Origin of the sequence: Streptomyces sp. NPDC047880 (genome assembly GCF_040706515.1) — a bacterium.
In the GTDB taxonomy this organism is placed as follows: Bacteria; Actinomycetota; Actinomycetes; order Streptomycetales; family Streptomycetaceae; genus Streptomyces.
The window spans coordinates 161530-174668 of record NZ_JBEZOK010000011.1; the positions used below are offsets into that span (position 1 = coordinate 161530).

The window sequence follows — 13139 nt, forward strand, 5'->3', positions numbered from 1 at the left end:
CTGGAAAGAGAAAAGGGAACTTAGACTGGTTCACGTCGTGTCGTGCAGTCGTTGTCCTACTGAGGTGATCGCGATGGACGTCACGGTCCTCCGGCCCGACGAACTGACCACTGCCGACATCAGCGCGTGGCACGCCATGCAGCAAGCAGACCTGGCGCTGGCCAATCCCTTCTTCTCGCCGGAGTTCACCAGGGCGGTGGGGCGGCAGCGCGCCAACGCCAGGGTGGCCCGGCTGACCGTCCCGGCCCCGGACGGCCCGCGTACCGTGGGGTTCTTCCCCTTCGAGCGGCACGCCTTCGGCTCCGGCAAACCCATCGGCTCGGGATTCTGCGACTGCCAGGGCCTGATTCACGAGCCGGGTCTCGACTGGGACCCTCAGGAACTGCTGCGGGCATGCGATCTCTCGGTCTGGGAGTACGACCACCTGGCCGCGGGACAGATTCCCTTCGAAGACTCGGGTACGCCTCGCGGGCGAGCCTCTTCACCCATCATGGAATTGAACGGCGATCACCGCGCGTACCTCGCACGTCTGGAAGACCTTCGGCGCAAACCCCTCAAAGCGGCGCGGAGAAAGGAGCGAAAGCTGAGCCGCGAAGTAGGTCCGGTCCGTCTGGTCTTCCACACACCCGACCCCGCTCTCCTCGAAACCCTGATCCGCTGGAAGTCCGCCCAGCTGCAGGCGAAGGGGATTCGCCGGAACCTCCTCTCCCAGGAGTGGTTCCGAGCGATCCTCCGGGAGCTCTTCGACCTGCCCTCCGACTCCTGCTCGGGCGTCCTGTCCGCGCTGTACGCGGGCGAGGAACTCGTCGCCATGCGTTACGAGTTGCGGTCTCGTCAGGTGCTCGCCTGCTGGTTCCCCGCCTATGACACACGGTTCGCCTGGTACTCGCCCGGAGTGGTGCTGTCATTCAAGGTCGCCGAGGCCGCCGCGGATCTGGGCATCGTCCGTATCGACCTGGGCAAGGGGACCGAGCGCCACAAGCAGGAACTCAAGACAGCGGATCTGAGCCTGACCGAGGGGTATGTGGCCCGGCGCACACCCAGGGCGGCACTGTGGCGGGCTTGGACGGCGTCGGACCGTACCGCTCGCGAGGTGGTCCGCTCCCACCCGAGGGTCCACCACGTCGCCGTCAAGGCGGCAGGGGCCGTGGAGCGGCTCCGCCGGCCGTCGGCTGCCTGACTCCCCGCCCGGCGTCGGTCATTCGCTACTGCGCCTTCTGAACACTGCGCCTTCTGAACATCTGGCGTAGAACCTGGATCTGTTCGGGATCGAGGCGTCGTGCGATGGCCGCCCAGCAGGACACGTAGACCACCGCGGCGGCGAGCAGAGCCGGTGCGAGTGGCCAGGGGGCCAGCAGCGGACCCGCTGCGAGACCGGAGGCCACGACGGCCGGCAGGACGGTTCGGGTCAGCCGGGGGCGCCCGATTCTCGCGGGACCGAGAAGGATCAGCACGACGGCTGCGACCGCGTACGAGCACGACGTCGTGAACGCCGCGGCGACTCCGCCGTAGTGGGGGATGAGGGCAAGATTGAGCACCACGTTGACCACCAGGGCCGTCACCGCTCCGGTGAGCGCACGCAGGGTCGGGCCGGCCGCGGTCAGTGCGTCGCTGAGTAGGTAGGCGATGCCGAACAGCAGAGGCGCCGGTGCGAGCCAGCGCAGCGTGTCCGTGCCGGCGTCGGCGAACTGCTCGCCGTAGAGCAGCAGCAGCACGTCGTGCCCCCGGCACAACAGCACCGTCATGTAGGGGATGAACACGGCTGCCAGTACACCGATGCCACGCTCGGTGTGACGGCGCACGCGATGCGGCCTCGGATCGGAGGCCATCAAGGGGAAGACCGCCCGGCTCACGACCCAGCAGACGAACACGGCCGTCTCGAGCAGACGGTAGGGCGCGGCGTAGAGGCCGACCACCCGGTTGCCCGCGAGCCAGCCGAGGAACAGCGTGTCCAGCCTGAACAGAGCCATCGCGACGATGGACTCCAGGCCGATCATCCAGGTTCCGCGGTTGAGCCGGACGAGTGACCCGACCGATACGGCACTCCAGTCGGCACGCGTCCCCTGGCGCCGGATCAGCAGCATGGCGGCCACCGGGCCCACCGCCGTCCCGGCGAAGTAGGCGACGGCCAGTCCCATGAGACCGGTGTCCAGCAGCAAAGCGGTCAGCACCCAGGCCGCGGTCAGCAGGCGCTGCATCAGGTGAACGACGGCGATGGTGTTCTGCCGCTGCTGGGCTGCCGCGGCGGACCGGTAGGCCTCCGTGAAGGTGTCCAGCAGGACGGCGGCGACCACGATCAGTCCCGCCAGGGCCGTGTCGCTGTCGGAGGGCCGGGAGAGTACGAGCGCCCCGCAGATGATCGCGAAGACCAGTGCGACCAGGCCGGTTCGCATGACCAGAAGCTCGGCGAGCAGCGCCCGCAGGCGCTCCGGTGCGGCGCTGGCCCGCTGCACCACGATCGTGTCGTAGCCCCACAGGGGGACAGTCGTGGCCAGCGCGCCCACGGCCAGGGCGTAGGCGAAGACGCCGAAGTCCGCTACTCCGAGCAGCCGGGCCGCGCCGATGACCACCAGCACCATGGACAGCTTGCCGATGACCTCGGTGACGCCGAGCACCACGATGGTGCGGGCGGTGCGTACCGTCCCGCTGGTGGGCTCGGCACGGTCCCCGGGCTCGGCCGCGGTGCCGTTCGGCTTGTGAAGCCTGCCGAAACGGGAACGGACCGGGCGGTGCCGGGTCTTCACGACGGCGCCGCCGCCGACCCGGGACCCGTTCGGCGCACGTGCAAGCTGCTCAATGTGCAGCACTCCTGCCATGTCCCTGAAGGGCTGATCCATTTCATCGTCACTCACACCGCGCGGGCGTGCCAATGGACGGAGGGCGGCGCCGGAACGGGGTTGACCCCGGCCGACGGTAGGGAGAAGATTGTAAATATACGACGTAAACATACGTCCCTTAAACGGGAGTCCCACGGGGCCGGTCCCCGGGGACGGAGGCACCGATCATGAGCGCACCGATCGAGGACTACGCACTCCTCAGTGATCTGGAGGCCGCTGCCATGGTCGGCCGGGACGGGGCGATCGACTGGCTGTGTCTGCCTCGCTTCGACTCACCGGCCTGTCTGGCCGCGCTGCTCGGCTCCGAGAACAACGGGTTCTGGCGGATCGCCCCCGTCTCCGGCGGCCCCTGCACCCGCCGCGCCTACCGCCCCGACACCCTGGTTCTGGACTCCGTGTGGCAGACGGCCACCGGGGCCGTGCGGGTCACGGACTTCATGCCGCCCCGTGCGGGGCTGCCGTGTCTCGTGCGGGTGATCGAGGGGCTGTCGGGGAACGTGACCGTGCGCAGCGAACTGCGCCTGCGCTTCCACCAGGGCCGCGTGGTGCCGTGGGTCCGCGAGGTCGGACACTGCACCGTCGCGGTCGCCGGACCGGACGCCGTCTGGCTGAGTGGTGACACTCCGGAGCGGGTCGAAGGCGGTGAGGAGGCCACGATCCGGTACTTCACCGTTCCGGCGGGCCGGCGCGTGGCGCTGACGCTGGTGTGGTCACCCTCCCACAGGCCCGGCCCGCCCGAGCCGCTGTCCGTCCCGGCCGAGACCGCGCTGAAGGAGACCGCCGGCTTCTGGCGGCGCTGGACCGGCCAGTGCCGGTACGAGGGGCCATGGCGGGACGCCGTGGTGCGCTCCCTCATCACGCTCAAGGCGCTTACCTACGCCCCCACGGGCGGCATCGTGGCCGCGCCGACCACCTCGCTCCCCGGCACCATCGGAGGGGAGCGCAACTGGGACGACCGGTTCTGCTGGCTGAACGACTCCACACGGACCCTGTCGTGCCTGCTGCGCAGTGGTTACCGGGAGGAGGCCACGGCCTGGCTGGACTGGCTGGTGCGCGCCATCGCGGGTGACCCCGCCGATCTGCAGACCGTGTACGGCGTCAAAGGACAGCGGCTGCTGCCGGAGACCGAGGCGCCGTGGCTGCCGGGCTACGAGGACTCCCGGCCGGTGCGGTTCGGGACCTCCGGGGTGCGTTCCTTCCAGCTGGACGTGTACGGCGAGGTCATCGACACGCTCTGGCACTCGCTGCGGGCCGGGATCGCTATGCCGGCTCATGTGTGGGACCTGGTCGAAGCGCTGATGGGGTTCCTCTACCGGCACTGGCGCGAACCCGACCTCGGACTCTGGCAGGTACGGGGACCGCGGAAACAGTTCGTGCACTCCAAGGTGATGGCATGGGTGGCCGCGGACCGCGCCCTGCGCATGGGTGAACTGCTCGGCCGCAACGGCTCCTCCGGTGAGTGGCGGGCCATGCGGGAAGAGGCGCGCCGGCAGGTCTGCCGGGAGGGCTGGGACACCACCCAGGGGTCCTTCGTGCAGTCGTACGGCTCGTCGGCCCTGGACGCCTCCGCCCTGCTCATGCCCCGGCTCGGCTTTCTCCCGCCCCGGGACGAACGGGTGCTCGGCACCGTCCGTGCCATGCGCAGGCTCGGGCACGGAGGATTCATGCGCCGGTACGGCCAGGGCCGCCGGGGGGCGTCGGACGGCATGCCCGGCCATGAGGGGACCTTCGTCTCGTGCTCCCTGTGGTACGCCGACGCCCTCGCCTCGACCGGTCGTCCGCAGGAGGCTCGCGAGGCCTTCGAGCGCGTCCTCGCCATCCGCAACGACGTGGGGCTGCTCGCCGAGCAGTGGGACCCGGACGCGGGCCGGCAACTGGGCAACGCGCCGAAGGCGTTCAGCCATGTCGCACTGGTGGAGACGGCGTTCGCGCTGTCACCGGCGTCGGGTGAGACCCCGTCGTGGCGAGACGGCCCCGCGCAACCGGCGCCTAGCGTGCAGCGCCGAGGCGCTGGTGGGCCTTCGCGTGGCGCCGTGGTGCCGGTCGGCGGCTGACCGGCTCGCCGAGCGGGCCGCCCTCCGTTCGGTCGCCCGCCAGTCGCCCGGTGGCTCAGTCGCCCTCCGCACCACGTGGCCGTCGACGCAGGCATCCATGGAGGTGGACAGGTAGCCCTCCGTTCAGTCGCGCGACTGAACGGAGGGCGGCGGCGTTCAATCACGCGGTGGGCGGCGGTCGGCGGCCTGCCGCCGCAGTACGGTCTCGCTCTGCTCCACCGTCATCGGCCGGGCGAAGAAGTACCCCTGCCCGTACCGGCAGCCGACCCTCTCCAGCAGCTCCCGCTGTGCCGGCTGCTCGATTCCCTCGGCGATCACCTGGAGCTCCAGTGCGTCGGCGAGGTGGACGATGCCCTCGACGAGAGCGATCTGCCGGGGGTCCGCCGTAATGTCGTCGATGAAGGACTTGTCGATCTTCAGCACGTCGATCGGGAAGTCCCGCAGATAGCGCACCGAGGAGTAACCGGTGCCGAAGTCGTCGACGGCGATACGCACGCCGCGCTCCTTCAGGGACCGCAGGAGCGTGTCGATCTGCTCGGTGCGCCGCATGAGCACCGACTCGGTGAGTTCCAGCTGCAGCGTGCCCGGAGCCAGCCCGTCGTCGAGGGCGCGGCACACCTGCTCGAGGAAGTCCGTGTCGTGCCACTGCCGGGCGGAGACGTTGACACTGAGATACGGTGCGGGCCCCGTCATACGATGCTGCAGCCCGGCCATGTCGGCGGCGGCGCTGTGCAGCACCCAGGCGCCCAGTGCGGAGATGTGCCCGGTCTCCTCGGCAAGAGGGATGAACTGCGTCGGCGGGACCGGTTCGCGGTGCTGACGCGGCCAGCGCGCCAGGGCCTCGAAGCCCACCACCTCGTCCGCGGCGATGTCCACGACCGGCTGGTACAGCAGATCGAACTCCTGCCGGGCGACCGCGCTGTCCAGCCGCGCCCTGAGATCGTGCCGCTCCGCCATGCGCACGCGCTGCTGGGGCTGGAAGCGGCGCCACTGCCGCTTCCCGGCCGCCTTCGCCGCGTACAGCGCGACGTCGGCGAGGGCCAGCAGCTCCTGGGCGTCGGTGCTGTCCCTGGCCGTGGCGATGCCCACGCTGGCCGACACCCGCACCGACGCGTCGGCCAGCTGGAACGGCCTGCTCAGTGTCTGGATCAGCTGTGCGGCCAGGAGCTCGCCGTCCAAGGGCGCTTTGGCGTCCTCCATGAGCACGGCGAACTCGTCGCCGCCGAGGCGGGCCGCCGTGTCGGTCCGTCGCAACACAGCCGCCAGGCGCTCCGCCACGGCGCGCAGCAGGTGGTCTCCGACCGAGTGGCCCAGCGTGTCGTTGACGATCTTGAAGTCGTCCAGGTCGACGAAGAGCAGACACGTGACGGTCGACTCCCGGCGGCCGCGGAGCAGCGCCCGTTCGGTGCGTTCCAGCAGCAGCGTCCGGTTGGGCAGACCGGTCAGCGAGTCGTGGAAGGCCCGCTGGGTGAGGTCGTGCTCCAGCTGCCGTTGCTCGGTGACGTCCCGGAGCGTGACGACCAGGCCGCCGATGGTCCGGTCCTGCCGAAGGTCACGGCAGCGCACTTCCACTTCGATCCGTCTGGTGTCCCGCGCCACCCACCAGTGGTCGCGTGCCTCCTGCCGCTCCGTGTTGCGCAGCACGTTGAGGGTGCGTACCACTCGGTCGCTCTCTCCGGAGTCCACCAGGTCCGGCAGCCGGGCCCCGGTCAGCTCGGCGCTGCCGAACACGGCACGGGAGGACGGGCTCGCGTACCGGACGGTCATGTCGTCGTCGACGATCAGAATGACGTCCGAGGCGTTGTGCACGAGGGTGCGGAAGTACGCCTCGCTCTCCTTGCGGACGATCTCCCGTCGCAGCGCGACGCGTTCCGTCGCCAGCCCGGCGTGCGAGGCGAGGATCTCCAGCGAGCCGTGCACCTCGGCGAGGTGCTGCTCGGGGCCCGCCACCACCAGTACGCCCGGGAGCTCACCGCCCGCCGGTCGGTCGGGCTGGACCATGGGGCAGACCAGGGCGGTCGGGAGCCCTCCGAGCCGGGCGGCGACGACCGGCCCGCAGACGGCGGTGGGAACCATGAGGGCGCGCGGGCCGACCGGCTCTGGGAGCCCGCTCCGGGCGGTCTCACCACGGTCGGCGCCACCGCGTGCGGGCACAGCCCGTTTCCCGCCCGCGACGCCGTCGCTGTGGCCGGGGCAGCTCGCCAGGCGTGCGCAGAGGTCGCTGGCGTCCTGGGCCGGCAGGAGCAGTGTCGTGTGCCGTACCTTCCCTCCGACCAGGCCGGTGACCGCTGCCTCGCAGGTCCGCGCGATCTCGTGGGGCCAGAACGCGGCCACCAGCGCGGTGGCGGCGGCGCGCAGTGCCTGGTCGCGCGCCACTGCCTTGCGGTAGGCCCGAGCCATCACCGCGAGCCGCAGGATCACCAGCAGGAACAGCGTGCCGGAGAACGCGGCGAGCGCCGTCGCGTCCCGCACCCGGCCCGTGGCCTCCTCGTGGATGAGGATCACGGGGGGCACCAGCGTGACCGCCGCGAGGATCAGGAGCCGCCGCCACGGTGGCAGCAGCGGGCGTGGCGGGGACTGAGCGGCGGTGAGACCCGCCATGGACGGGTGCAGGGCGGCCAGCCCCCACGCCGTGTAGAAGACGATCCTGCCGGAGTCCAGCGGCGTGCCCGCCTGCCATGTCCCGGCGAGTTGCAGGATGCCGTGGACGATGTCGAAGCAGAGCAGCGTGAGCGCGCCCAGCACCAGGAGCTGCACGGCACGGTTCACGCCGGACACGGTGCCGGGGGAGAGCAGGGAGGCCAGGAGGGCCAGCACCAGCACGTCTCCGAGCGGATAGCCGATGCCGATCGCGCGTTCCTGCCAGGTCAGGCCTTCCACCCGGGTGAGTGGCTGGACCAGATGGACCCAGATCACCAGGCCGAGACCGGTGGTCACCATCAGGGCGTCGAGCAGGCCGGGTACGGCGCGGCCCGCCCGGCGATACCGCACCAGACCGAACAGGCCCGCGGCGAACAGGGGGTAGGCCGCCAGGTAGCAGGCGTCGGCCGCGGACGGAATGGGGTCGGCCGCCTCGAAGTACGCCTCCTGGACGTGGTAGTACGTGTCGCCCGCGGTGAAGGCGAGCAGGCCGGCGGCGAGCGCCCACCAGGGCCAGCGGTGCGTGGGCCGGTGGACGTACACACCGCAGAGGACGGCTCCGGCACTCGCCGGCCCGATGGCGGCCCACAGCGGAGTACGCAGTTCCGGGACGGTCATGGAGAGGATGGTCAGCGTGCAGGCCAGGACGAGGAAGGCAGCCATGAGCCTGTGGCCGGCCGGGGTCCCGCCGCGTCTGCGCACGCGGTCCGGGGGGCGGTGGCGCGGAGCCTGGGGCCGTCCCGGTCGAGTGAGCGGGTCCGCCGGGTGTGTCGTGCGCAGGGCCGGGGGCGACATGACGGGGCCTACTCGTGATGGTCCGGCTGTCGCGGGCGGTCCGCATAGCCGTACGGGTTGAGCCGCTGGAAGTGCCACGCGTCGCGGCACACGTCGGCGAGGTCCCGGGTGGGGCGCCACCCCCAGGCGAGTGTGACGGCCGACGGGTCCGTGACGCGTTCGGGGACGTCATTCGGGCGGCGGGGCAGGATGTCGTAGGGGATGGGGCGGCCACTGGCCCGGGAGAAGGCGGCGATGACGTCGAGGACCGAACTGCCCTGCCCGGCGCCGATGTTGTACACACTCATGCCCGGTCCGTCCGTGAGGTGGTCGAGCGCCACGCGGTGTGCCTCGACCGCGTCCATGACGTGCAGGTAGTCCCGGACCGCGGTTCCGTCACGGGTGGGGTAGTCGTCGCCGTAGACGCGCAGCCGCCCGCGTCTGCCGTCGGCCACCTGGGAGACGTACGACATCAGGGTGTCCGGTGCCTCCCGCGAGTCCTCGCCGAGCAGCCCGCTGGGGTGTGCCCCGGCGGGGGTGGAGTAGCGCAGGCACAGCACGGTGCACTCGGGGCAGTGCCGGCACACGTCCGCGAGGATCTGCTCGCAGATCCACTTCGAGGACGCATAGGGGTTGGCGGGCCGGGCGGGGGTCTTCTCGTCGAGAGGGCCGGGACCGGCGTCGCCGTAGACCGAGCAGGACGACGGGTACACGAGGTGATGCACCCCGTGGTCGTGCATGGTCCGCAGCAGGGACGTCATGCCGCCGACGTTGGTGTCGTAGTACTGCACGGGCATGCGCGTCGACCGCTCCGCCGTCTTGTACGCGGCGAAGTGCACGACGGCGTCCACGGAGTGCCGGTCGAAGACGGCCGACAGGGCGCGCCGGTCGCGGATGTCCAGCTCGTAGACGGCACCGACGAAGCGCCCCGCTATCCGTTCCACCCGGGCGAAGACCTGTGGAGAGCTGTTGGAGTAGTCGTCGACCACGATCACTTCGTAGCCGTGGTCGAGGAGTTCGACGCAGGTGTGGCTGCCGATGAAACCGGCTCCGCCGGTCACCAGGACGGTCGACGGCGCCCACGGGGTTGCGGCGCGCGTGCTCGGCTCAGGGCGGGTATCCGCCCCGGGAGAATCGGCCGTGCCCGGCCCGTTGCGCACCATGGGGGACGTCCTGCGTGCGATCGGCGGTACCGTATGTTTACGGTGTATATGTACAACCTTGTGGCATGGGTCCCACCTGAGTCAAGGCGCGTTCGCCCACTCCCGGCGAGCCACGCCGTTTCCGTCGACCGGTACCCCTCGCGCACTCCGGAGCGGGGTGCGCGAGGGAGGGAGCAGGCCTGAAGTACCGCACCACGGGCACCGATCCGCGGACTCGCCGCCGGGTGAGCGTGCTCGCACTCGGCGTGGTGTGTTCGCCTCGGTGACCGACGCGATGACGTCCTGCGCCATTCTCGACCGTTGCGTGGAGACGGGCGGCAGCTTCATCGACCCGTCCGACAACTGCGCCCTCTGGGCCGACGAGGGCAGGGCGGATAAGGCGAGGAACTGCTCGGGCGGCCGCAGGTAGCCGAGAAGATCGAGGCCGGCGTGGCCGAACGTCAGTTCCAGATCCCGCCGGAGCAGCATGCCCGGCTGGACGCGGTGCACTGACCTTTCCGTGAGGGCCCCGGTGGCCCGGTGGTGGGACCGTGGAGGAGTACCGGACATCGGAAGGGAGCACCCGGCCATGACCACCCATCCCGCCGCCCGATCCGTGCACACCACGCCGGAAGGCCTCCTGTGGGAGCCCAGCGAGCGCTGGGTGCGCGGCCGCAAGGGCGACGTCACCGTCGTCGACAGCCGGCACCCGGTCCTCGTCTGGGAGCCCCACCTGCCCGTACCGCAGTACGCCTTCCCCCGGGAAGACGTCCGCACTGACCTCCTGCGCCCCGCCGAGCACCCGCCCACGGGAGCGCACACCGGATCACAGATCTTCTACGACCTTCACGCAGGCGGCGAATCCGTCGCGAACGCGGCCTGGACGTTCCCCGCGGACGACCTGGCCGGACACATCGCCTTCGAGTGGTTCCGGCGCTGGGACAGCGGCCTGGACCACTGGTACGAGGAGGAGGAAGAGATCTTCGTCCACCCGCGCGACCCGCACAAACGAGTCGACGCGCTGGCCAGCAGCAGGCACGTCCAGGTCGGCATCGGCGGCACCCTCGTGGCGGACACCGTGCGCCCCGTGCTGCTCTTCGAGACGTCGCTGCCGACCCGCTACTACATCCCCCGCGAAGACGTCCGCCTCGACCTGTTCGAGCCGACGGACCACCGCACCGCATGCCCGTACAAGGGACGGGCGAGGTACTGGACCTGGCGGGGCGAGGGCGACGTGCCCCGTAACGTCCTCTGGAGCTATCCGGATCCGTTGCCGGCCGTCGCCGTCGTGCAGGAGCTGTTCGCCTTCTACAACGAAGTCGTCGACATCACGGTGGACGGCCGAGGCCTGGAGCGCCCGGTCACGCCGTTCACCGCGAGTCTCACGGCCTGATCAGCAACTGGAAGTCGAACGTGTACAGCGAGGCCCGGTAGATGTGCGTTCCGTACTCGACCGGGCGCCCCGTGTCGTCGTACGCCGTGCGCCGCATCGTCAGCAGCGCCGCACCCTCCTCCTCGTCCAGACGGGACGCCTCCTGCGCCGTGGCCGCCCGGGCGCCGACGGTCTGGCGGGCGCTGTGCAGGGTGATGCCCGCCGAACGCAGCACGCGGTACAGACCGGTCGACTCCAGGCGGGCGCTGTCGAAGGCCGGCAGGGACGCCGGCAGGTAGTTGCGGAGCAGGGCCACCGGCCGGCCGTGGGTGAGGCGCAGCCGGTCGAGGACGATCACCTCGCCGCCCTCCGGCACTCCGAGGGCGGCGGCCACGTCGCAGGAAGCCGGGACCGGCTCGTTGCGCACGACCTCGGTCGCGGGCCCCTGTCCGGCCGCCTCCAGGTCGTCGTAGAGACTGCTCAGTTCCAGGGGGCGCCGCACCTGGCTGTGCACCACCTGCGTGCCCACCCCGCGCCGCCGGACCAGCAGCCCCTTGTCGACGAGGGACTGGATGGCCTGGCGGACGGTGGGGCGTGACAGCCCGAGGCGCACGGACAGGTCCACCTCGTTGCCCAGGAGGTTCCCGGGGGCGAGGGCACCGCGCTCGATCGCCGCCTCCAGCTGCTGCGCGAGCTGGTGGTAGAGCGGCACGGGACTGCCCCGGTCCAGGGCGAAGTCCAGCGAGCCGAGCACCGGGGCGGCCGTGGTGCGGGCCGCCCGGCCACCGGTCTTCGCCATGGATGAACCCCCCTCGGGTGTCAGGAGTTGCTCGGGAAACCGAGGTTGATGCCGCCGTCGGACGGGTCCGGCCAGCGCGTGGTGACGACCTTGCCCTGCGTGTAGAAGGCGATGCCGTCGTTGCCGTAGATGTGCAGGTCGCCGAAGAGGGAGTCCTTCCAGCCGCCGAAGGAGTGGTAGCCGACGGGGACCGGGATCGGCACGTTGACGCCGACCATGCCCGCCTTGACCTCCATCTGGAAGCGGCGGGCCGCGCCGCCGTCCCGGGTGAAGATCGCCGTGCCGTTGCCCCAGCGTGAGGAGTTGATCAGCTGGATGGCCTCGTCGTACGTCTCCGCACGGACGACCGCCAGCACCGGCCCGAAGATCTCGTCCCGGTACGCGTCCGCCGTCAACGGCACCCGGTCCAGCAGGGAGACGCCCAGGAAGAAGCCGCTCTCGTGGCCCGCCACCGAGAAGCCCGTGCCGTCGACCACGACCTCCGCGCCCTGCTCGGCGGCCGACGCCACGTACGACGCCACCTTGTCGCGGTGCTCACGGGTGATCAGCGGACCCATCTCCGAGGCCGGGTCGTCACCGGGGCCGATCCTCAGCTTCCTCGCCCGCTCGGCGATCTTGCCGACCAGCTCGTCACCGATGTCACCCACGGCCACGACCACCGACACGGCCATGCAGCGCTCGCCGGCCGAGCCGTACGCCGCGTTGATCGCCTGGTCGGCGGCGAGTTCCAGATCGGCGTCGGGCAGCACCAGCATGTGGTTCTTGGCACCGCCGAGCGCCTGCACCCGCTTGCCGTGCTCGACGGCTTTCAGCTGGATGTACTTGGCGATCGGGGTCGAGCCCACGAAGGACACCGCCTCGATGTCCGGGTGCTCCAGGATGCGGTCCACGGCCGTCTTGTCGCCCTGCACGATGTTCAGGACACCTTCCGGCAGACCCGCCTCCGTGGCCAGCTCCGCCAGGCGCAGGGAGGCCGACGGGTCCTTCTCCGACGGCTTCAGCACGAAGGTGTTGCCGCAGGCGATCGCCAGCGGGAACATCCACATCGGCACCATCGCCGGGAAGTTGAACGGCGTGATGCCCGCGACCACGCCCAGCGGCTGGCGGATCGAGGCCACGTCCACCCGGGTGGAGACCTGGGTGGACAGCTCGCCCTTGAGCTGGACGGAGATCCCGCACGCCAGCTCCACGATCTCCATGCCGCGCGCGACCTCGCCGAGCGCGTCGGAGTGCACCTTCCCGTGCTCGGCGGTGATCAGCTCCGCGATCTCGTCCCGGTGGGCGTCGAGCAGCTCGCGGTACTTGAAAAGGATCGCCGTCCGCTTGGCCAGGGAGGACTCGCCCCAGCTCGCGAAGGCGGCCTTGGCGGAGGCGACCGCGGCGTCGACCTCCTCGACGGTCGCGAACGCGACCTGCTTCTCCTGGGCGCCCGTCGCCGGGTTGTAGACGGGGCCGAACCGGCCGGAGCCGCCCTCGACGGGCTTGCCGTCGATCCAGTGGGTGAGGGTCTTCATGGTGCGC

8 protein-coding genes and 1 pseudogene are annotated in these 13139 nt (G+C 70.8%); 4 read left to right on the forward strand and 5 right to left on the reverse strand.

Annotation, left to right across the window (positions count from 1 at the left end; genetic code table 11):
* Nucleotides 1-73 precede the first annotated feature (73 nt).
* Nucleotides 74-1180, forward strand: a complete 1107-nt coding sequence (locus AB0937_RS18985) for a GNAT family N-acetyltransferase (protein ID WP_366713042.1) — start codon at nucleotides 74-76, stop codon at nucleotides 1178-1180.
* Between the two features lie 25 nt (nucleotides 1181-1205).
* Here AB0937_RS18985 and AB0937_RS18990 read toward each other — a convergent pair whose 3' ends face one another.
* Entirely contained in the window at nucleotides 1206-2837 is a 1632-nt protein-coding gene (locus AB0937_RS18990) for a flippase (protein ID WP_366713043.1), read from the reverse strand.
* Between the two features lie 167 nt (nucleotides 2838-3004).
* Here AB0937_RS18990 and AB0937_RS18995 point away from each other — a divergent pair, with 167 nt between their 5' ends.
* Nucleotides 3005-4891 carry a glycoside hydrolase family 15 protein gene (locus AB0937_RS18995; RefSeq protein WP_366713045.1) on the forward strand — a complete coding sequence of 629 codons (1887 nt, stop codon included), beginning with the start codon at nucleotides 3005-3007 and terminating at the stop codon, nucleotides 4889-4891.
* Nucleotides 4892-5047: 156 nt separating this feature from the next.
* On the opposite strand, the gene AB0937_RS19000 is transcribed toward AB0937_RS18995, so the two are convergent.
* Nucleotides 5048-8194 carry an EAL domain-containing protein gene (locus AB0937_RS19000; protein ID WP_366713047.1) on the reverse strand — a complete coding sequence of 1049 codons (3147 nt, stop codon included), beginning with the start codon at nucleotides 8192-8194 and terminating at the stop codon, nucleotides 5048-5050.
* A gap of 140 nt (nucleotides 8195-8334) precedes the next feature.
* Nucleotides 8335-9468, reverse strand: a complete 1134-nt coding sequence (gene galE, locus AB0937_RS19005; RefSeq protein ID WP_366713049.1) for a UDP-glucose 4-epimerase GalE — start codon at nucleotides 9466-9468, stop codon at nucleotides 8335-8337.
* A 179-nt stretch (nucleotides 9469-9647) separates the two neighbouring features.
* Here galE and AB0937_RS19010 point away from each other — a divergent pair.
* Together AB0937_RS19010 and AB0937_RS19015 are read left to right on the forward strand one after the other, a co-directional pair.
* A pseudogene (locus AB0937_RS19010) lies at nucleotides 9648-9850 on the forward strand (aldo/keto reductase); the annotation flags it as partial.
* Between the two features lie 186 nt (nucleotides 9851-10036).
* On the forward strand, nucleotides 10037-10840 hold the full coding sequence (locus AB0937_RS19015) for a DUF427 domain-containing protein (RefSeq protein WP_366713051.1): 804 nt from the start codon (nucleotides 10037-10039) through the stop codon (nucleotides 10838-10840).
* On the opposite strand, the gene AB0937_RS19020 is transcribed toward AB0937_RS19015, so the two are convergent.
* Together AB0937_RS19020 and AB0937_RS19025 are read right to left on the reverse strand one after the other, a co-directional pair.
* Complete coding sequence (locus AB0937_RS19020; RefSeq protein WP_366713053.1) at nucleotides 10830-11618, reverse strand: GntR family transcriptional regulator; 789 nt, start codon at nucleotides 11616-11618, stop codon at nucleotides 10830-10832. The two genes, AB0937_RS19015 and AB0937_RS19020, sit on opposite strands and share 11 nt — an antisense overlap.
* 20 nt (nucleotides 11619-11638) lie before the next feature.
* Nucleotides 11639-13132: a CoA-acylating methylmalonate-semialdehyde dehydrogenase gene (locus AB0937_RS19025; RefSeq protein ID WP_366713135.1), complete on the reverse strand. Its 1494-nt coding sequence runs from the start codon at nucleotides 13130-13132 to the stop codon at nucleotides 11639-11641.
* Nucleotides 13133-13139: the final 7 nt, after the last annotated feature.